Source organism: Leptospira weilii serovar Ranarum str. ICFT (assembly GCF_000332415.1).
GTDB lineage: Bacteria > Spirochaetota > Leptospiria > Leptospirales > Leptospiraceae > Leptospira > Leptospira weilii_A.
This window is the reverse complement of the sequence record NZ_AOHC02000029.1, coordinates 1-17,454: the sequence shown is the minus strand read 5'-3', so window position 1 is coordinate 17,454 and position 17,454 is coordinate 1. Positions and strand designations below refer to the sequence as shown.

The 17,454-nt window shown below is 43.5% G+C and carries 18 protein-coding genes and 2 tRNA genes; 16 read left to right on the top strand and 4 right to left on the bottom strand.

What is annotated here, in order from left to right; all coding sequences use genetic code 11:
• Positions 1-72: 72 nt before the first annotated feature.
• From LEP1GSC060_RS09025 to prmC, 6 genes are all read left to right on the top strand, one after another.
• A complete protein-coding gene (locus LEP1GSC060_RS09025; RefSeq protein ID WP_003001942.1) occupies positions 73-756 on the top strand; it encodes an LIC_10271 family cell wall hydrolase in 684 nt (227 codons plus the stop codon).
• Positions 757-773: 17 nt separating this feature from the next.
• Complete coding sequence (locus tag LEP1GSC060_RS09020; protein WP_003001847.1) at positions 774-2,024, top strand: amidohydrolase family protein; 1,251 nt, start codon at positions 774-776, stop codon at positions 2,022-2,024.
• 9 nt (positions 2,025-2,033) lie between these two features.
• Entirely contained in the window at positions 2,034-3,089 is a 1,056-nt protein-coding gene (locus LEP1GSC060_RS09015; protein ID WP_003001792.1) for a tetratricopeptide repeat protein, read from the top strand.
• Positions 3,089-3,754, top strand: coding sequence for a Crp/Fnr family transcriptional regulator (locus tag LEP1GSC060_RS09010; protein WP_003001650.1), 666 nt, complete (start codon positions 3,089-3,091; stop codon positions 3,752-3,754). Before LEP1GSC060_RS09015 ends, LEP1GSC060_RS09010 begins: the two co-directional genes overlap by 1 nt.
• A 2-nt stretch (positions 3,755-3,756) precedes the next feature.
• Positions 3,757-3,833 (top strand) — tRNA-Arg (locus tag LEP1GSC060_RS09005).
• A 73-nt stretch (positions 3,834-3,906) separates the two neighbouring features.
• Positions 3,907-4,767, top strand: a complete 861-nt coding sequence (prmC, locus tag LEP1GSC060_RS09000; RefSeq protein ID WP_003001798.1) for a peptide chain release factor N(5)-glutamine methyltransferase — start codon at positions 3,907-3,909, stop codon at positions 4,765-4,767.
• Between the two features lie 36 nt (positions 4,768-4,803).
• Here the strand turns inward: prmC and LEP1GSC060_RS08995 are convergent, their stop codons facing one another.
• Genes LEP1GSC060_RS08995 through LEP1GSC060_RS08980 form a run of 4 tightly spaced genes read right to left on the bottom strand, consistent with a single transcriptional unit; the run spans position 4,804 to position 7,770 of the window.
• Positions 4,804-5,499, bottom strand: a complete 696-nt coding sequence (locus tag LEP1GSC060_RS08995; RefSeq protein WP_003001955.1) for a glycosyltransferase family 2 protein — start codon at positions 5,497-5,499, stop codon at positions 4,804-4,806.
• 2 nt (positions 5,500-5,501) lie between these two features.
• Positions 5,502-6,293 carry a hypothetical protein gene (locus LEP1GSC060_RS08990; protein WP_003001889.1) on the bottom strand — a complete coding sequence of 264 codons (792 nt, stop codon included), beginning with the start codon at positions 6,291-6,293 and terminating at the stop codon, positions 5,502-5,504.
• A gap of 11 nt (positions 6,294-6,304) precedes the next feature.
• A complete protein-coding gene (locus LEP1GSC060_RS08985; protein ID WP_003001936.1) occupies positions 6,305-7,363 on the bottom strand; it encodes an LIC_10450 family protein in 1,059 nt (352 codons plus the stop codon).
• Positions 7,357-7,770, bottom strand: coding sequence for a hypothetical protein (locus tag LEP1GSC060_RS08980; protein WP_003001652.1), 414 nt, complete (start codon positions 7,768-7,770; stop codon positions 7,357-7,359). Before LEP1GSC060_RS08980 ends, LEP1GSC060_RS08985 begins: the two co-directional genes overlap by 7 nt.
• Positions 7,771-8,096: 326 nt before the next feature.
• Between LEP1GSC060_RS08980 and rpsT the strand changes: the two genes are divergently transcribed.
• The 10 genes from rpsT (at position 8,097) to LEP1GSC060_RS08935 (ending at position 17,279) form a co-directional block, all read left to right on the top strand.
• On the top strand, positions 8,097-8,363 hold the full coding sequence (gene rpsT / locus LEP1GSC060_RS08975; RefSeq protein ID WP_003001834.1) for a 30S ribosomal protein S20: 267 nt from the start codon (positions 8,097-8,099) through the stop codon (positions 8,361-8,363).
• 17 nt (positions 8,364-8,380) lie between these two features.
• Positions 8,381-8,453, top strand: a tRNA-Val gene (locus LEP1GSC060_RS08970).
• 39 nt (positions 8,454-8,492) lie between these two features.
• Entirely contained in the window at positions 8,493-9,875 is a 1,383-nt protein-coding gene (glmM, locus tag LEP1GSC060_RS08965; protein ID WP_003001741.1) for a phosphoglucosamine mutase, read from the top strand.
• 2 nt (positions 9,876-9,877) lie between these two features.
• Positions 9,878-11,710 (top strand): glutamine--fructose-6-phosphate transaminase (isomerizing), encoded by a 1,833-nt coding sequence (gene glmS, locus LEP1GSC060_RS08960; RefSeq protein ID WP_003001939.1) that lies wholly within the window; start codon positions 9,878-9,880, stop codon positions 11,708-11,710.
• Positions 11,711-11,714: 4 nt separating this feature from the next.
• Complete coding sequence (locus tag LEP1GSC060_RS08955; protein ID WP_003001977.1) at positions 11,715-12,761, top strand: GlmU family protein; 1,047 nt, start codon at positions 11,715-11,717, stop codon at positions 12,759-12,761.
• 16 nt (positions 12,762-12,777) lie between these two features.
• Complete coding sequence (locus LEP1GSC060_RS08950; protein WP_003001804.1) at positions 12,778-14,388, top strand: carboxyl transferase domain-containing protein; 1,611 nt, start codon at positions 12,778-12,780, stop codon at positions 14,386-14,388.
• Positions 14,389-14,431: 43 nt separating this feature from the next.
• Positions 14,432-14,938 (top strand): LA_0442/LA_0875 N-terminal domain-containing protein, encoded by a 507-nt coding sequence (locus LEP1GSC060_RS08945; protein WP_420805477.1) that lies wholly within the window; start codon positions 14,432-14,434, stop codon positions 14,936-14,938.
• Positions 14,854-15,333: a hypothetical protein gene (locus LEP1GSC060_RS18960; protein WP_155119656.1), complete on the top strand. Its 480-nt coding sequence runs from the start codon at positions 14,854-14,856 to the stop codon at positions 15,331-15,333. Before LEP1GSC060_RS08945 ends, LEP1GSC060_RS18960 begins: the two co-directional genes overlap by 85 nt.
• 283 nt (positions 15,334-15,616) lie before the next feature.
• A complete protein-coding gene (locus LEP1GSC060_RS08940; protein ID WP_036095976.1) occupies positions 15,617-16,900 on the top strand; it encodes an ammonium transporter in 1,284 nt (427 codons plus the stop codon).
• Positions 16,901-16,934: 34 nt separating this feature from the next.
• On the top strand, positions 16,935-17,279 hold the full coding sequence (locus tag LEP1GSC060_RS08935; protein WP_002619748.1) for a P-II family nitrogen regulator: 345 nt from the start codon (positions 16,935-16,937) through the stop codon (positions 17,277-17,279).
• The last annotated feature ends 175 nt before the right edge of the window (positions 17,280-17,454 follow it).

The following is a 17,454-nucleotide window of genomic DNA, read 5'->3' as shown; positions in this document are numbered from 1 at the left end:
ACGGCTTCCTTTTTTTATTTTCCGCGCGTTCATCGCTTCCCGTTTCGAGATTTTCTGCCGATATTGAAAGAAATGAACCGCGTCCTTCCAAGTTTCGGAATTCTGATGCTTTTTTTATTTCTTTCCCGTATCTTTGCGGCCGGGTCGCAGAATCCTTCTTTTTACACCGTCCAAAAGGGGGATACGTATTATTCTTTGGGAAAAAAATTCAAAGTCGATTATCATAAAATTATGGAATGGAACGAAAAAAAAAATACGGATTCCTTACAACCCGGAGAAAAACTGAAGGTTCAAGGATCTTCCATTCGGGAAAATGAAAAGTCGACGAAGGTAGAAAACGAAAAACCCGTTTCTAAAAATATAAAATCGATCCCGGGGGAATCCGTCGAATTTTCTAAACCCGCTTTTAGATTTCCTTTGAAAAGCCGAGCTCCCGTACAAAATCATTTTACCAAACTCAGTTTCGCTCCTCACAAAGGAGTTTTGTTCAAGGCATCGAGGCACAACGAGGTTCGTCCGGCCTCTCCCGGAAAGGTCTTGGTAGTGAACGAGATGGAAGGATATAAGAAATACGTGATATTGGAACATAAAAACGGTTATTCTACCGTGTACGCGAATTTAAAAACGGTTTCCGTAAACGAAGGAGAAACCGTGGATTCTTCCAAGATATTAGGTTCTTTGGAATCCGGAAAAGGGCTTTACTTTCAGCTTAACCGCGGAAGTTCCGCGATCGATCCCGGTTTACAAATCCGATAACTCGGACTTCAAAAGATATGGAATACGAACTCGTAAACGCCTGCATCGTAACCAAGGATCGATGGATTCCGAACGGAAGTATCGTGGTTAAGGACGGCGTGATCGCTTCTGTAAACGCGGGTGGTCCGCCTTCCGGAAAAAGAATCCGTCTAAATCTGAACGGGCTTTACGTGTATCCCGGACTGATCAATGCACACGATCATCTTTTGAGTACGTATCTTCCGAGAGTGGCGCCGAGCAAACCGTACTTAAATTGGCTTCCCTGGGACAACGATCTCAAATCTTCCGTCGTATTTTCCGAAAGACAACAACTGGATCCGGAACAACTTTATCTTCTCGGTTCTTATAAAAATCTAATCTCCGGCGTCACTTCCGTTCAGGATCATATTCCTCATTTTGTGCAGGATCCGTTTGTGGAAACCATGCCCGTAAGAATTCTCAATCGATACGCGTTATCTCACAGCATTTGCACTTACTCCTTGAACTGGGGAGACGGACCCAAGGAAGAATATGCAAAAGCTCTAAAGCAGGATATTCCTTACGTCACTCGCATCGCGGAAGGATTCGATTCCGAATCCAGGGATTCTCTCAAAAATCTGCATAAACTGGGATGTCTCGGAGAACATACGGTTTTAATACACGGAATCGTGTTGTCCGAGTCGGACATCGTTTTGATCGCGGAAAAAAAAGCGCATTTAGTTTGGTGCCCGACAGCGAATCAGTTTTTGTACGAAAGAACGGCGGATATACGCGATCTGTTAAAACACGGAGTTAACGTCAGTCTCGGAACGGATTCGAGCATTTGCGGTTCGCTCAATCTTTTGGAAGAAATTAGGACGGCGAAAAAATTTTATCAGACGGAATACGGAGAGGATCTTTCTCCCAAAACGCTTTTTGAAATGGTTACTTCCAATCCCGCAAAGGCTTTTAGAATCGAAAAACAACTCGGAAGTATAGAAGCGGGAAAAATCGCGGATTTATCCATCTTAACTCGAAATTCCGAAGATCCGTACGTCAATCTCTGCGAATCCGATCTAAATAGTATTCGCCTTGTTATACGGGACGGAATTCCCGTTTATGGAGATGTAAGTTTGGAATCTTTTTTTGAAGAATCCGAGGTGGTTGTGGAAAGAGTTCGTATCGATCATATCGAAAAATATTTAGTTGCATCTCCGGGAAAGCTCCTGGAATCCATTGTCATGTCCCTTGGTTATAAAAAGGATTTGGCTTTTTTCCCCGTACAGAAAGAATTTGATAACTTTAAGTAGGTAATCCATTTGGCCGGTCCGATCATCAGAAATTATAAAGGCGGATCCATCATTTATTTTGAGAAGGACAAAGCCGAGGATATTTACGTCCTGAGAAACGGGCGTGTCATACTCACTTTCCCTGCGGTGGATACGGGACAAGAAGTCAAAGAAGACGTTCGAATCGGAGAATTTTTCGGAGTCAAATCCGCGCTCGGAAAGTATCCGAGGGAAGAAACCGCCCAGGTACTCGGAAGCGCCACCGTTCTCGTTTTTAAGCCGAACGAATTCGAACAATTTGTCGCCGAAAAAACTCATCTTATACTCAAGATGATGAAAGTTTTTTCCAGCCAACTCAGACAGGTTCATAAAAAACTCAAAGAAATCTTAGGCCAGTCCGATACGCGCAATCCCGCATTCGAATTGATGAACGTGGCGGAAGTTTTTTACAAAAATAACAATTTTCCGCACGCGATATACGCTTTTGAAAAATATCTGCAACACTATTCGGGAACGACTTACTCCGGTAGGGCCACGGAACTCTTAGAGCTTGCAAAAAGAAACAGCCCTTATCCTCTGAACATGCCGCCCTTGGTTTTTGAAGGAAGCACAAGTAGAGTAACTCCCGAAACGCTTCAGAACATCATGAAACCCGCTGTGGAAAAGTCGTCGATCACGGCGGGCGTGGACAATTCGATCACATCCCTTTACAATAGAGCGCACACTCTCGTAAACGTCGGAAAACACACGGAAGCGATGATGATCTACAAGGACCTTCTCAATAGAACCGATTTCAAATTCGATTCGGAAAAGAAGTTGGTGGAGAAATCTCTCTTTCAACTCGGAGTTTGTCTATTGAAACAAAACGATTTGGATAACGCAAATTCCTCCTTTTCGACTTATATCAAAAAATATCCATCGGGAGAATCGATCAAGGAATGCCTTTTTCATCTCGCGGAAATTTCCGAACTCCATGGAGACCGTCAGAGAGCGAGGATGTTGTACGGTAAGGTGGCTCTTCTGCCTCCTGAAAAAGACAGCATCTCCCAAAAGTCCAGGCAGAAAGCCAAGGAGATGAGTCTCTGATGGATCTAATGCTTGAGTCCATGTTTTCCAAATTCGGTCAGACGTACGAACCGAATCAGATCATCTTTTGTGAAAACGAACCCGGAAATAATTTTTATCTGATTCAATCCGGAAAGGTTAAGATCGTAAAAACCGTTCCGAATCCGACCAAAAAAGAAGACTACTTGATCAAAACTCTCGATATCCTCGAACAAGGGGACATCTTCGGTGAGATGGCGATCTTAGAGGAACAACCCAGATCCGCGACTGCGATCGCAATCTCCGAAGTGAAGGTGTTGAACTTCAACCGCGCTAACTTTGAACTTTTGATGACCAAAAATCCTATGTTGGCGCTCAAGATTCTCACGATCTTTTCGGTCCGAATCAACGACGCTAAAAGAAGACTTTTGATTCTTTTGATGGACGATATTCAAGGAAAGGTCGCCGACGTTTTTTTGATGCTCTATGAAAAGATGCACGCACACAGCGACTTTAAGGAGATCGTTCTCAACGTTTCTCAACACGACGTGGCTGAATGGTGTGCGCAACCTGTGGGCGAGGTTCAAAAAGTTTTAAATACTCTTTCCAAAAGCGGTAAGATCGAACTCTACGAAGACAAAATTGTTATACACAATATCGCCGACTTCCAAAGAATAGTCTCACAAAAACGGAAACCGAATTCTTAAACGCTCCCGTAGCTCAGGTGGACAGAGCAGAAGTTTCCTAAACTTTTGGTCGGAGGTTCGAATCCTCTCGGGGGCGCCAACCTAATGTTGGCGAGTTTGAAAGAATGAGTGAAATCTCTTAACTTGGGCGCCGGTCCCTGAACTTCAAACACATGCAACATCCAGATTCCATCCTTGCTCTTTTAAAAAAATCGGAAGAATTCTTAAAAAAGAAAGAAATCCAGAGCGCTCGTTTGGACGCGGAAATCCTCTTAGCCGACCTCCTCAATCTTCAAAGAGTAAAACTTTATGTGAACTTTGAACGGCTTCTTACGGAAACGGAAAAGAACGCGTACAGAGAAAGAATTTTGGAACGTTCCAAAAACAAACCCACGGCTTACATAACGGGTCAAAAAGCGTTTTACAATTCCGTGTTTTTTGTAAACGAGAAAGTTCTCATACCGAGGCCCGAAACGGAAGAACTCGTGGAAAAGATCCTACATGATTTTAAGGGTGTCGAAGACCGACAAGACGTGTTGGATCTTTGTACGGGAAGCGGTTGTATCGGAATCAGCCTGAAACTCGCGCGAAAGGATTGGAATCTTACGTTAAGCGACATCTCAAAAGACGCCCTTGAAATCGCCCGAAAAAATACGACTCAAATCCTGGAAGATGAAAACTCCATTCAACTTTTAGAAAGTGATTTGTTCGTTTCGATTCCTGAAAAACTCAAGTTCGATTTGATCGTCACAAATCCCCCTTATGTTCCTATTTCGGACAAAACGGAAATGATGAAGGACGTGGTCGATTACGAACCTCATCTCGCATTGTTTCTGGACAACCCGAAAGAATTTTTATTCAAATTGATCGAAGAGACCCGTCCTTATCTGAAAGAGAACGGGAAATTTTACATGGAAACGCTTCCCTCTTTGGCGGGGATTTTCGTTTCCGATTCGATCACAAAAGGTTGGAAGGAAGGAAGAGTAGAGAAGGACCTTTCCGGAAAGGAAAGATTTGTCGTTTTGACGAAATAAGTCGGAGAAACTATATTCAATAATTAGAATATATTTTCAGTCGAAAAGATTATAACGCAAAATGCAGTAAATCGCGCGAAAGCCGTCTTTCCAGCCGATTTTTTTACCTTCCGCGTAAGTTCTTCCGTAATAGGAAATACCCACTTCAAAGATACGAACGTCCGGAATTTTTGCGACCTTCGCGGTGATTTCCGGCTCGAAGCCGAAACGCTTTTCTTTGATATCGATGGACTGAATGATTTCTCTTCGAAACGCTTTGTAACAAGTTTCCATATCCGTTAAGTTGATATTGGTGAACATATTGGAAAGTGTAGTGAGCACCATGTTCCCGAGGCGGTGCCAGTAATAAACGACTCTATGCGGACGTCCGCTCAAGAATCTACTTCCGAATACGACGTCCGCCTTACCTTTGTAAATCGGATCGATCACTTCCGGAATTTCAAACGGATCGTATTCCAAATCCGCGTCTTGAACGATTACGATATCTCCCGTCGCGGCTTTAAAACCGGTTCTAAGAGCGGCGCCTTTTCCTTGATTGACTTCGTGAAAAATAATTTGATCGGCCAGTTTTTTAAGAGCGGGAGTTTGAAGAAGATCTTTTGTTCCATCCTTGGAACAATCGTCCACGAGAATGATTTCCTTGTTTTTGATCGGGATTTTTTTTACCGTTTCCAGAATATTACGGATCGTATGTTTCTCGTTATAACAAGGAATGACGATGGAAACTTTCATATTTACCCCAGGCCAGTGATTTCGGCCATCCGAAAATCCCGGATAATCGAATCGGCTCGTGCTATTATTTTTTCAAGAGCGATTCCGAAAACCAAATTCTGATACGATTCCGCGGCTTTCGGAAATTCTTTCTCGTCGACTTTGACGGAGAGAGTTTGAGAAACTCTTTTCTTTTCCGTACATTCCTGAACGGAAGTGATGATCCCTTTCAGAGCGATACAAACTTCCTTCAAAATATTCTGACCGTCTTTTTCCATCGCGCTTTGATTTCCATTCGCGTCCAAAAGAGCTTTAACGTGTTCGCCGATTCGGATCGAAGGCAACCCTCTTCTACTGATTCCCATTCTTTCTATAATGGCGATCATATCCTTGAAGATCGAAAACTCGGGAGTTCCTTTGAAGATACAAGTCAGAGCCGGTAATTCGGTTTCGGTAAAGGAAAGAATCGCGCCGTAAAAATAACGGATCTCCGGTTTTGCCAAAGGATGAAAATCGATCCTCTGATATTTTTTGAGTTTTGTTTCTTGTTCTTCGAGGATCTTATTGATCGTTTCTCCCTTGGCCGCCTGTTTTTTATCTTCCAGTTCCTTGTGTTTGGTTTTTAAGGTTTCAATAAATTGAATCTCGTCTCTGAGAAACTGGGCCAGGTTTCCTTTTTGTTGAAGGATCATCGTAAGTCTGGACTCGAACGCTTTCAGATCGAAAACTTTCGGATTTTTTTTGGAATTATCTGAATATTCCGCTCTGAGTTTATCCAGAACGGCTTTGATTTCGGAGCTTTGTAAGGGTTCCATAGGAGTGTTTCCTATTCAGTATCGGCCCATTTTCCCAAAGAGATAAGCAAAGAAGATATATCTTCCGAACAATACAGAAGCGCGGTTCTGGAATCCCGGAACATTTGCTGGTGATTGTAAGGAAGTAGTTTGATATGATTGTCGTTTTTGGTGTTAAGAACGTTCAGGGCGTTCAAAACCATCTTTTTAAGTTTTTGAACCAAACCGAGCATCATTTCCTGCATTTCCCAAAGAGTTACGAGTTTGAGTTTTTCGGCATCGGTACTTTTGGACTGTAGGATCTGCTTTCTGGAAGATTCGTATTTAGAAATGTAATAGTTAACGGATCTTGGATACGTGGTGAGTTCTTTGTAGTAGTTCAGAATCTGATCGAGTTTCTGAAAAAATTCCAAGTCGAATTCCCGGTTCAAATTACCGATGATGTTCTTATTTTCGGAAGGATCTCCCGTGACTTCGAAAATCTTCGAATTCTGAATGTTGTTGAGAACCGAATGGATTCTTTCCTTGATCTTTGTAAGTTCCGAAATTCTTTTTTCGATGGCATTTCCTTCGACAAAAGAAGAAGTCGAACCGTATTCCATTTTTAACGAGTGGCCGCCTAAGTCTTGTTTGGTGGCGGAACCTTCCGTTATGTTGAGATCCATTTTTCCCAAATCCAAATTTTCTTGGGATATACGATGATCCTTAACGGGTTTTTGAAATGTATTTTTTTGAATCTCGGTTTCCTGGATCGATTGGGCGGAATCCGGTCTCGGAATTTTTACGGAAGATTCTTGTTGTGTTTTGGTCATGATTTCCTGTAGGGAAGCGACCTTTTTTGCGGGAACCGGTTTTGTTTCTTGTCGACTAGGATGAGTCGGATGGGGAACGTGTTTGTGTTTTTCGGCTTCATTCGGAGATTCTAAAGTGATTCTCACGAATTCCGCTCTTCGAGTGTTTCGATTGAATCGAAGGGCAAAGCGGTTTCCTTGTTTATCGATAAATTTTTGATTGAGTTGGTTCAGAGAAAGCGCGTTAGGATCCACCGAAGCAATGGAATCGATTTCGATGTATTCGGATCGTTTTAGCATGACAGTTCTTCCTCAAACGGGATTTCACCCGGCGGAAGACGGTTTGCCGGATCGAATCCGTCGTGTTTGTCGAAGGAAGAGGAGTTCGATTTTCGATTTGAACGTAAGTAAAAATCCAGATATACGTTATACAAAATCTCTTCCATCAACAAATCAAGCGAGCGAAAACTATGGAAACAATGATTAAAAATCTGTAAATAAGAACTTTCCCGAAGGATAAACGAGACGGAAATTTTTTCTCTTTCAGTCGACAAAAAACACCTCCCGGAATCTTCGAAGTCTTGTAGAAGTAGAATTCCCAATTCTGCAAGTTCCGATAGATCAATTGCTTCTTCTTGAAGACGGGAAAAAAAGTCCCGATCCAATAAAATAGTCAAAAAAATATTTCCAAAACGATTCTGCCTCATTTTTGCCCCTCCTTTTGTAGCGGTTCCGGAAGTCGCGTCGCTCGGAAGGATTCATTTCTGTTATTGGTATATGTTAACCGATCGGAACCTTAGATGTGGGAACTCACACGAGGTCTTCAGTTCTTTCGAAAAATGTGGGAACTATTACATTTATGAGTTTAACAATCAAATTCATACGGAGGCTTCTCAGAAAACCCGTAATGAGACTGAATCTGTGGGAACTACCGCGTTTTTGAGGTTTTAGTAGAGAGTCTTAAAAGAATTCATTTGACAGAGGTTAAGGAACCGAAAAGCTGGAAAAACTTATTCGATAGGAAGTGTAGGCCTTGGCTAATATCAAGTCTTCAGAAAAGGATATTCGGAGAACGAAACGTAGAAATGCGGCTAATTCTCAGAATAGATCCAGGCTCAGAACTCAGGCTAAAAAAGTTCTGAAAGCCATCAAAGAAAAAGACCAAAAAGCGGCGACAGCTCTTTTTACGGAGTACACCTCTCTTTTGGACAAAGCTGCAAAAACAAATCTGATCCATTCTAAAAACGCAGATAGAAAAAAAAGCAGAATGGCAAAACGCCTCAACTCTGTAGCAGCTTAAAATAACGGAATGATAAAGGGCGATTAGCTCAGCTGGTAGAGCGCCTGCCTTACAAGCAGGATGTCGGCAGTTCGATCCTGTCATCGCCCATATACTTTCTCCGGAGTTCCTACCGTTCCTAAAACCTCTATGAATACAAAAAGCCCCGTATTCAATCATCCGGATCTTATGGTTTCCGTTTCCGGAATTCGAGGAATCATTCCCACAGGGCTTTCCCCCGAAGTTATTTTTGACGCGTTGTGTGCTTTCGGCACTTGGATCGAAGGATCTAAAATTGTAATCGGTCGCGATTCCAGACCCTCCGGACCTTATATCGAAAACATAGCCTTAGGTTTGATGCAAGCGATGGGAAAAGACGTTTTGCAACTCGGAATCGTTCCGACTCCGACCGTAAAAGCGGTCGTCAATCTTTCCAAAGCGGGAGGCGGAATTATGATCAGCGCCTCTCACAACCCGATCCACTGGAACGCGTTTAAATTTATAGGTCCCGGCGGATTTTTTACCGGAGCGGCGGATTTGGAACAGATTCTGGATACGGTTCGAAATCAATCGTATCGACAGATTCAGTACAAACCTTCTTCTAAAATCGTTTCCGGAAAAGAATGGTCTGAAAAACACATCGAGTCCGTTCTCAAACGAGTGAACGTAAACGCGATTCGAAAGAAAAAATACAAGGTTCTTGTAGATGCAGTCAACGGAGCCGGAAGCAGCTTGGTTCCTGAACTTCTGGAAAAACTCGGTTGTAAACCGATCCTACTCCATTGCAGCCCGGACGGAACGTTTCCCAGGCCGCCGGAACCGACTCCGGACGCGCTCAAACAAACTTCTCGCAAGATGAAATCTTCCGGAGCGGATATCGGATTTGCTCTGGATCCCGACGCCGATCGGCTCGTCGTTCTCACTCCTAAAAAAGGGGCCATCTCCGAAGAATACACTCTTCCTTTGAGTTTTCTTTCTCTCACGTTGGGGAAGATGCCTAAAAAAGCGAACCTGGTCGTAAATCTTTCCACGAGTTTTATCAACGAGTTCGTGGCGGGACAATACGGTGTTTCCGTTTCTCGTTCCAAAGTCGGAGAAGCCAACGTAGTATCCGAAATGCTTCGCCAAAAATCGACTTTCGGTGGAGAAGGAAATGGAGGAGTGATCGATCCCGCCATCGCTTCCTTTGGAAGAGATTCTCTTTCCGGAATCGCGCATATCTTAAACGTGATGGCGACGACTGGGAAGACAATCGATTCTATCTTGGAAGAACTTCCCGCAATTCATATGCAAAAAACGAGTTTTCAGGTGGCGGGAAAAAATCTCCAAGACATCTATTCCAAGTTCAGCGGAGAATTTTCGACCTTTTCCGAAGAGACTCTGGACGGTTTACGTCTGGCGTCGGAAGATTCTTGGATTCACATTCGTCCGTCTAACACCGAGCCGATCATCCGAGTCATCGGCGAAGCGAGGACCAAAAAAGACCTCAATTCTCTGCTGGACCGCGCGGGAAGTCTCATGGAGAATGCCTGAATATGTGTGGAATCGTCGGTTATGCCGGTAAAAAGAATGCGGAATCTGTACTGGTAGTAGGTTTGATCTGCCTCGAATACAGAGGTTACGACTCGGCCGGGATTGCGGTTTTGGATCAGGGCGATATTTTGGTTCGAAAGGCAAAAGGGAAGATCAAAGACCTGGAAGCTTACCTGCGCGAATTTCCGGCTCCGGGAAACGTAGGAATCGGTCATACCCGTTGGGCGACTCACGGGGAACCGAATCAAATCAACGCTCACCCTCATACCGATTCCAATTCGACCGTCGCGGTGGTGCATAACGGAATCATCGAAAATTATCTCGAACTCAAAAGCGGATTGAAGAAAAAAGGCCACGTATTCCAGAGTTTAACCGACACGGAAGTAATTCCTCATCTGTTGGAAGAAAGTAAAAAAAGCGGTAAATCCAACAAAGACGCATTCTTGGAATTGTTCGGAAAAATCCACGGTAAATGGGCGGTTGCGACCGTATTTGAAACCGAACCCGATCGTGTGTACTTTGCTCAAGACGGAGCCCCTCTTTTAATCGGAAAAGGAAAAGGAGAATACTTTTTAGCCTCCGATATTTCCCCCCTTACCAGAAACTGCGAAGAAGTTTATTACGTAAACTCCGGAGAATGGGGTTACTTTTCTCAAAACGAATTCAAGTTGTTTGATTTTGAAGGAAAGGAACTGACTCCCGTTTTCAAAAAGCAGGAACTCCGCTGGGAAGACCTGGACAAGGGCGGTTATCCTCACTACATGATCAAGGAGATCCACGAACAAGCGGGGATCTTCCGTAAAATTATCCAAGAAAGAATATTAGACAACGGTGAAATTGTTTTTCCGGAAATCAAACTCAACAAAGATGTACTTTCCAGAGTCAATAGAATTATTATTCAAGCGGCGGGTACGAGTTACTACGCGGGAATGATCGGCAAACACTATCTCGAGAATTTCGCAAAGATCCAAACCGATACGGAAGCGTCTTCCGAATTCCGTTATAGAAACCCGGTGGTGGAAGGTGACACACTCATCATGGGAATCTCTCAGTCGGGTGAAACCGCAGACACGTTAGCTTCCATTCACGAAGCGAAAGCGAAGTTCATCAAAGTAATCTCTCTTGTGAACAACGTAAATTCCACCATTGCGAGGGAATCCGATTCTTATATCCGGACCGACGCGGGTCCGGAAATCGGAGTCGCGAGTACGAAGGCTTTTACGGCTCAAGTTTTGAATCTTCTTTTATTCTCCATTTATATGGCCAATCTCAAATGGTTGATCAGCGACGAAGAGAAAAAAACTCTTATCGAAGAAATCAGATTACTTCCCTCTAAGATCGATCGGATTCTTGCGCAGGCAAGTAAAATCGAAGAGATGTCTTCTCACTTCACTACCGCAAAAGATTTTATCTTTTTAGGAAGAACTTACAATCATCCCGTTGCGCTTGAAGGCGCGTTGAAGTTGAAGGAAATTTCTTATATTCACGCATCCGGTTACGCGGGCGGAGAATTCAAACACGGACCGATCGCCTTGATCACCGACGAAGTTCCCGTTGTTTGTATCGCTCCCAAATCCGAAATTTATACGAAGATGGTTTCCAACATTCAGGAAATCAAAGCGAGAAAGGGAATCATCATTTCGATCGTGACCGAAGGGGATCACGAAGCGAAGTCTCTTTCGGATTATTGTTTTGAAATTCCGGAATGTTCCGAGATATTAAGTCCGATCTTGAACGTGATTCCTTTACAATTACTCGCATACTATTCCGCGATCGCTCGGGGTTGTCCTCCGGATCAACCGAGAAACCTGGCTAAGTCCGTAACCGTAGAGTAAGTTTATGCCTAAGGTTCAGAGAATTCTCATCGATGAAAGAGAGGTTCCTGTAGGTTTACGCTCCTTAACGCGCATTCGATCTTTTTCCGAGATTCGCAGCGGAATTTTAAATACGATTCAAAGAACGAAGGAACTTCATCCGGACGCGAAGATTTTTTACGCGCATTCAAATCCTGCGTTTCAAAATGCTTTCCTAGAAAGAAATCCGAAACTGTTTCCAACGGATGACAAGGACGTGGATTTGGTTTTATCACCCGAGTCTTGTTTACCTTGGAATTTAATCAACGGAACCGCAAAGAACATAGAAGACGATCTCGAACTGAGCAGAGAGGTTCGGAAATGGATTCGAAAACTCAAAGTGAAGTCGAATCACTTTCACGTTGTCGGAAAATCAAAACACTTACACGTTCATCCTTCCGCGACCGTTTATCCGGGAGTTGTATTTGATACGACCTCGGGTCCGGTGATCGTCGATAAGGACGCGAAGATCACTTCTTTTTCATTCATCGAAGGCCCGGTTTATATCGGGCCCAATTCTCAGATCGATAGCGCAAGAATCACCGGCGCGACGAGCATCGGTGCTACTTGTAGAATCGGCGGAGAAGTGGGGACCTGTTTGATCGGAGATTTTACGAACAAACACCACGAAGGATTTTTAGGACATTCCATTCTCGGGAGTTGGGTGAACATAGGCGCGCTCGCGACAACGTCCGATCTAAAAAACAACTACGGAATCGTAAAAGTTCGGGAAGAGAACGACGAATGTATCACCGGTTCCATCAAGTTCGGTTCCGTGATCTCGGACTATTGTAAGATCGCGATCGGTGTGATGTTGAACACGGGAACCGTAGTGGATTTTGGATCGAACGTCGTATCTTCTCGAATCGGCGGATATGTTTCTCCGTTTACTTGGGCGGAATCGGGGCAACCTTATATTCTGGATCTGTTTCTAAGAGACGCTCGAAAAATTATGGCGAGAAGAAACAAAGAACTCACGTTATCCGAAACCGAACTGATCCGCATTTTATACGAATCTAAAGTAAAAAAATAAAAATCCGGAGGGTTTTGTGGAAATCATAGAATCCAAAATACGTACGTCCTCGTCGGAGTATAAAGAGAATTATGAAGATCTAAAACAAAGAGTGGAATCATTGCGCGGACTGATTCGTAAAATCGAGTTAGGCGGCGGTGCAAAAGCGATCGAACGTCATAAAGGAAGAGGAAAATTGACCGCAAGGGAAAGAATTTCCTCTCTCATCGATCCGGAAACTTCCTTCTTGGAATTTTCTCCTCTGGCTGCGGAAGGGGTTTATCCTGATGTCGTTCCTGCGGCGGGAATTTTGACCGGCATCGGAAGAATTTGCGGAGTTGATTGTGTGATCGTCGCAAACGACGCGACCGTAAAGGGCGGAACGTATTATCCTCTTACCGTAAAAAAACATATTCGCGCGCAGGAGATCGCGCTTCAAAATTCTCTTCCTTGTATTTATCTTGTGGATTCCGGAGGAGCCTTTCTTCCGATGCAAGACGAGGTTTTTCCGGATAAGGATCATTTTGGTAAAATCTTTTACAATCAAGCCAATCTTTCTTCTTTAAAAATTCCGCAGATCTCTGTCGTGATGGGAAGTTGTACCGCGGGCGGCGCGTATATTCCTGCGATGTCCGACGAATCCGTGATCGTAAAAGGAAACGGTACGATTTTCTTAGGCGGTCCTCCTCTTGTAAAAGCGGCAACCGGAGAAATCGTAACGCCGGAAGAATTGGGCGGAGCCTTGGTTCACAGCACGATTTCCGGTGTTACCGATCATTACGCGGAAGACGACACACACGCGATTGAGATTACAAGAAACATCGTTTCCACTTTGTATCTTGCGGGTAATTCCACACAAAGAGGCGGGATCAGTTGGGAAGAACCGTTGTATCCTTCGGAAGAAATTTACGGAATCATCCAAAAGGATATTCGTAAATCCTATGACGTTCGTGAAATTATTGCGCGGGTTGTGGACGGTTCTCGTTTTCAAGAATTCAAAAAGTATTATGGAACCACACTTGTAACGGGCTTTGCAAAAATTTACGGAAAGATGGTGGGAATCATCGCAAACAACGGCGTTTTATTTTCGGAAAGCGCGCTCAAAGCCTCTCACTTCATTGAACTTTGTAATCAAAGAGGAATTCCTCTTTTGTTTCTTCAAAACATCACCGGCTTTATGGTCGGTAAAAAATACGAGAATTCGGGAATCGCAAAAGACGGAGCCAAAATGGTGAATGCGGTTTCCACTTCCGTTGTGCCTAAATATTCGGTTGTGATCGGAGGTTCTTACGGTGCGGGAAATTACGGGATGTGTGGTCGGGCTTTTAATCCAAGATTCTTATGGATGTGGCCGAATTCGAAAATCTCCGTGATGGGTGGGGAACAGGCTGCTAACGTTCTCTTAACCGTAAAGATGGAGCAGTTGGAGAAAGAAGGAAAAAAACTTTCCGACGCGGAGCAGTTTGCATTTCGTAAGCCGATCTTGGACGACTATGAAAGCAGGTCTTCTTGTATCTATTCCTCCGCAAGACTTTGGGACGATGGGGTAATTGATCCGGCTAAAACAAGAAATATTTTAGGAATAGCGCTTTATTCGGATCATTCTAAGAGGTTGGAAAATCCTCGTTATGGAATTTTTAGGATGTAAAAAAATTGTTTTCAAATTATAGCTCGATTGTTTTAACCGTGGAATGTGCGTTCAGTATGCCATAAAGAAGTTGTTTTCTTTTTTATTTTTGTTCCTTGTTTTTTCTACATTCCTTAAGGCAGAAACCATCTTAATGAAGGACGGAACCATACTCAAAGGAAAGGTTTCTTCTCAAAATGCACACAATCTTACCGTTAAAACCGAAGATGGAAAAAGCCAGGAAATTCCGAAAATTCGAATTTTAAAAGTCGTTTATAAGGACGATGTCTCGAAGGAAGAGGCTCTTCGAATCAAAAAAGAAGAGGAAGCCAAACTCGCAGAAAAGGAAAAAGAGGGTTTAGAGTTCGCCAAAAAAGCAAAACAAGAACTTCTTGAAAAAGAGAGTAAGTCTGTAGAGGCACAAAAGAAAGAAGAGGGACGTTTGGCTCGACTTCAGAAACGGGGTTTAAGTCCTTGGGATGTCGCATGGAAATCTGCGGTTTTTCCAGGTTGGGGCAATGGGTCGATGAAAGAAAGACGTCCGCGATCGTTTATTCGATCCTTTTTATAGGATCGTTTTATTTGGCCTATCGGGAAAAACAGATTTATCAGAATTCCGTGAAAGACTTGAATCATATGAATAACCCGTACGAAACCTGGATTCCTGTTCCTTCTTTTTCGGATCCAGTTGCGCTTTATCTCTATAACAAACCTTTTGAAGACCAGAGAAAAAGTGTGAACCGAAATTATCATAATTTTCAATTATCCGCTGCACTGATCGTTTTGATTTATGCTGCGAATGTTTTTGACGCTTATTTTTTTCATCCTCGATTTACAAATTTTGCCACTTCCCATTTGATTTTGGATTATAATCCGGTGGCTCGTCTGGGTTCCGATTCAACTGCAAGCATTTCAACTTCGACAGAAAGTCTCTTAAAATTTGGCTTACGCTTTCATTTAGAATAAGAGCAGTTTTTAGATTTTATTAGCATCTTCCACAGAGAAAAAGCAATTTTTTTAAAATTGCCTATATTTTAAGCAAATTGGAGACTTTTATTCGTTGGGAATTTTGCATCTTTTGTAGTTTCCATTCGATTTCCACCCGTGTTTTGTTTTGCTACCGAAGAAATGTGGGAACTCCTGCTTTTTAGAGCCATTCTTTCATTTTCTGAGAATTTTTAATTTATTTTTCAGTTGGTATCAATTTTGCATACAAGGGGTATCAATTGATTTGGGGATAAGAATGATTATGAATTGGACCAAGAGACTACTCTTATTACTCACTCTGCTTCTTCCATTTGTTTTATTTGGACAAGAGGCGGCTGTTCCTGCCGCAACGCCCGTAGCAGATAAGGGAGATACGGTCTGGATGATCGTCGCATCGGCCCTCGTGTTTTTTATGATTCCCGGACTCGCGCTGTTTTACGGCGGTCTCGTAAGATCTAAAAACGTCCTTTCAACAATGATGCATAGCTTTGTTGCGATTTTGGTTTTAACGCTTCAGTGGACCATCTTCGGATACAGTTTCGCATTTTCGGGAACCAATCCTTATTTCGGAAATTTTGATCTCGCTTTCCTGGCAGGAATCGACGAGAACACTTTGGAATTAACGATTCCTAAATACGTTCACTTTCTTTTTCAGGGAATGTTTGCATTGATCACGCCCGCCTTGATTTCGGGAGCGATCGCTGAAAGAGTAAAATTCGGCGGTTATGTAGTTTTTATTCTTCTTTGGTCCACTCTTGTTTACGATCCCGTTGCACACTGGGTATGGGCAGCGGACGGTTGGCTCTTTAAAATGAGCGCTTTGGATTTTGCGGGAGGAACCGTGGTTCACTTGATTTCCGGGATCGCGGGCCTTGCAGCCGCAATCGTTCTCGGAAAGAGAAAGGGAGAAGGCGCTCTGATCGCTCCGAACAATCTTACTTATACTTTGATCGGCGCCGGTTTACTCTGGTTCGGTTGGTTCGGATTTAACGCGGGGTCCGGTCTTGCCGTCAACGGAATTGCCGCGAGAGCGTTTTTGGTTACGTTGATTGCGCCTGCGGCCGCAGGTGTCGCTTGGATCGTAATCGAATACCTGCATACGAAAAAGGCGACCGCGCTCGGCGCCGCTTCCGGTATCGTAGCCGGTCTGGTTGTGATCACTCCCGCTTCCGGATTTGTAGGCGTTCAAGGAGCGATCATTATGGGATTTCTCGTAAGTCCCGTATGTTACGGCGCGATTCTTTTAAAAGGAAAACTCGGATACGACGATAGTCTGGATGCCTTTGGAATTCACGGTGTGGGTGGTGCGTTAGGCGCAATTCTTACCGGAGTTTTTACTCTCACTCTGGGCGCAGGTGTTGCAAGCAAAGGGGATCAGATTCTGGTTCAAATTATCAGTGTCTTCGCGACCGGAGCGTATTCTTTCATCGTATCGGTAATCCTTGTGTTTTTGATCGATAAAACGATCGGATTCCGTATTTCCGAGGAGAAAGAAATCGCCGGTCTGGATTCGGAGATCCACGGTGAAAAAGGTTACATCCTTTAATTATCTGCCGAAGAATTTTGAATAAGGAGATTCTATGAAATTAATCGTTGCTATCATTCAACCTCATAAATTGGAAGAGGTAAAAGCGGAATTGACTAAGAACGAAATTTACAGACTTACCGTAAGCGACGTTCAAGGATACGGTCAACAAAAAGGAAAGACCGAAGTTTTTAGAGGCCATGAATACCAAGTAAATCTTCTGAGAAAGGTTCGTCTTGAAATCGCCGTTAACGATGAATTTGTGAAACCTACCGTGGACGCAATTCTTAAGGCTGCAAAAACCGGAGATGGAAAAATCGGAGACGGAAAGATCTTCATCACTCCTCTGGAAGACGTGATTCGGATCCGAACCGGAGAAAGAGGAAGTTCCGCGATCTGATTCTTCTTTGAAATTTGGTAAATCAAGCCGGTTTATGTCCGGCTTGATTTTTAGATTTTAGAAACCTGGTTTGTGATCGGCTCTTGCCTTTGAATTTTACGGATCTAATTTTCTTTCTTGCTCAGAGTTCGTCCCAAATCTTTGGAATTGGGAATCCGTTAAAAGTTTGCGTTTT

Excerpts from the sequence above, each read along its gene's own strand:
- LEP1GSC060_RS18960 (WP_155119656.1), top strand. The coding sequence starts at position 14,854 with ATGGAAATCTGCGGTTTTTCCAGGTTGGGGCAATGGGTCGATGAAAGA.
- LEP1GSC060_RS08940 (WP_036095976.1), top strand. The coding sequence starts at position 15,617 with ATGAATTGGACCAAGAGACTACTCTTATTACTCACTCTGCTTCTTCCA.
- LEP1GSC060_RS08980 (WP_003001652.1), bottom strand. The coding sequence starts at position 7,770 with ATGAGGCAGAATCGTTTTGGAAATATTTTTTTGACTATTTTATTGGAT.
- LEP1GSC060_RS08955 (WP_003001977.1), top strand. The coding sequence starts at position 11,715 with ATGCCTAAGGTTCAGAGAATTCTCATCGATGAAAGAGAGGTTCCTGTA.
- LEP1GSC060_RS08995 (WP_003001955.1), bottom strand. The coding sequence starts at position 5,499 with ATGAAAGTTTCCATCGTCATTCCTTGTTATAACGAGAAACATACGATC.
- LEP1GSC060_RS09025 (WP_003001942.1), top strand. The coding sequence starts at position 73 with ATGAACCGCGTCCTTCCAAGTTTCGGAATTCTGATGCTTTTTTTATTT.
- LEP1GSC060_RS08945 (WP_420805477.1), top strand. The coding sequence starts at position 14,432 with ATGTGCGTTCAGTATGCCATAAAGAAGTTGTTTTCTTTTTTATTTTTG.
- LEP1GSC060_RS09010 (WP_003001650.1), top strand. The coding sequence starts at position 3,089 with ATGGATCTAATGCTTGAGTCCATGTTTTCCAAATTCGGTCAGACGTAC.
- LEP1GSC060_RS08985 (WP_003001936.1), bottom strand. The coding sequence starts at position 7,363 with ATGCTAAAACGATCCGAATACATCGAAATCGATTCCATTGCTTCGGTG.
- LEP1GSC060_RS08935 (WP_002619748.1), top strand. The coding sequence starts at position 16,935 with ATGAAATTAATCGTTGCTATCATTCAACCTCATAAATTGGAAGAGGTA.
- LEP1GSC060_RS08990 (WP_003001889.1), bottom strand. The coding sequence starts at position 6,293 with ATGGAACCCTTACAAAGCTCCGAAATCAAAGCCGTTCTGGATAAACTC.
- prmC (WP_003001798.1), top strand. The coding sequence starts at position 3,907 with ATGCAACATCCAGATTCCATCCTTGCTCTTTTAAAAAAATCGGAAGAA.
- glmS (WP_003001939.1), top strand. The coding sequence starts at position 9,878 with ATGTGTGGAATCGTCGGTTATGCCGGTAAAAAGAATGCGGAATCTGTA.
- LEP1GSC060_RS09020 (WP_003001847.1), top strand. The coding sequence starts at position 774 with ATGGAATACGAACTCGTAAACGCCTGCATCGTAACCAAGGATCGATGG.
- glmM (WP_003001741.1), top strand. The coding sequence starts at position 8,493 with ATGAATACAAAAAGCCCCGTATTCAATCATCCGGATCTTATGGTTTCC.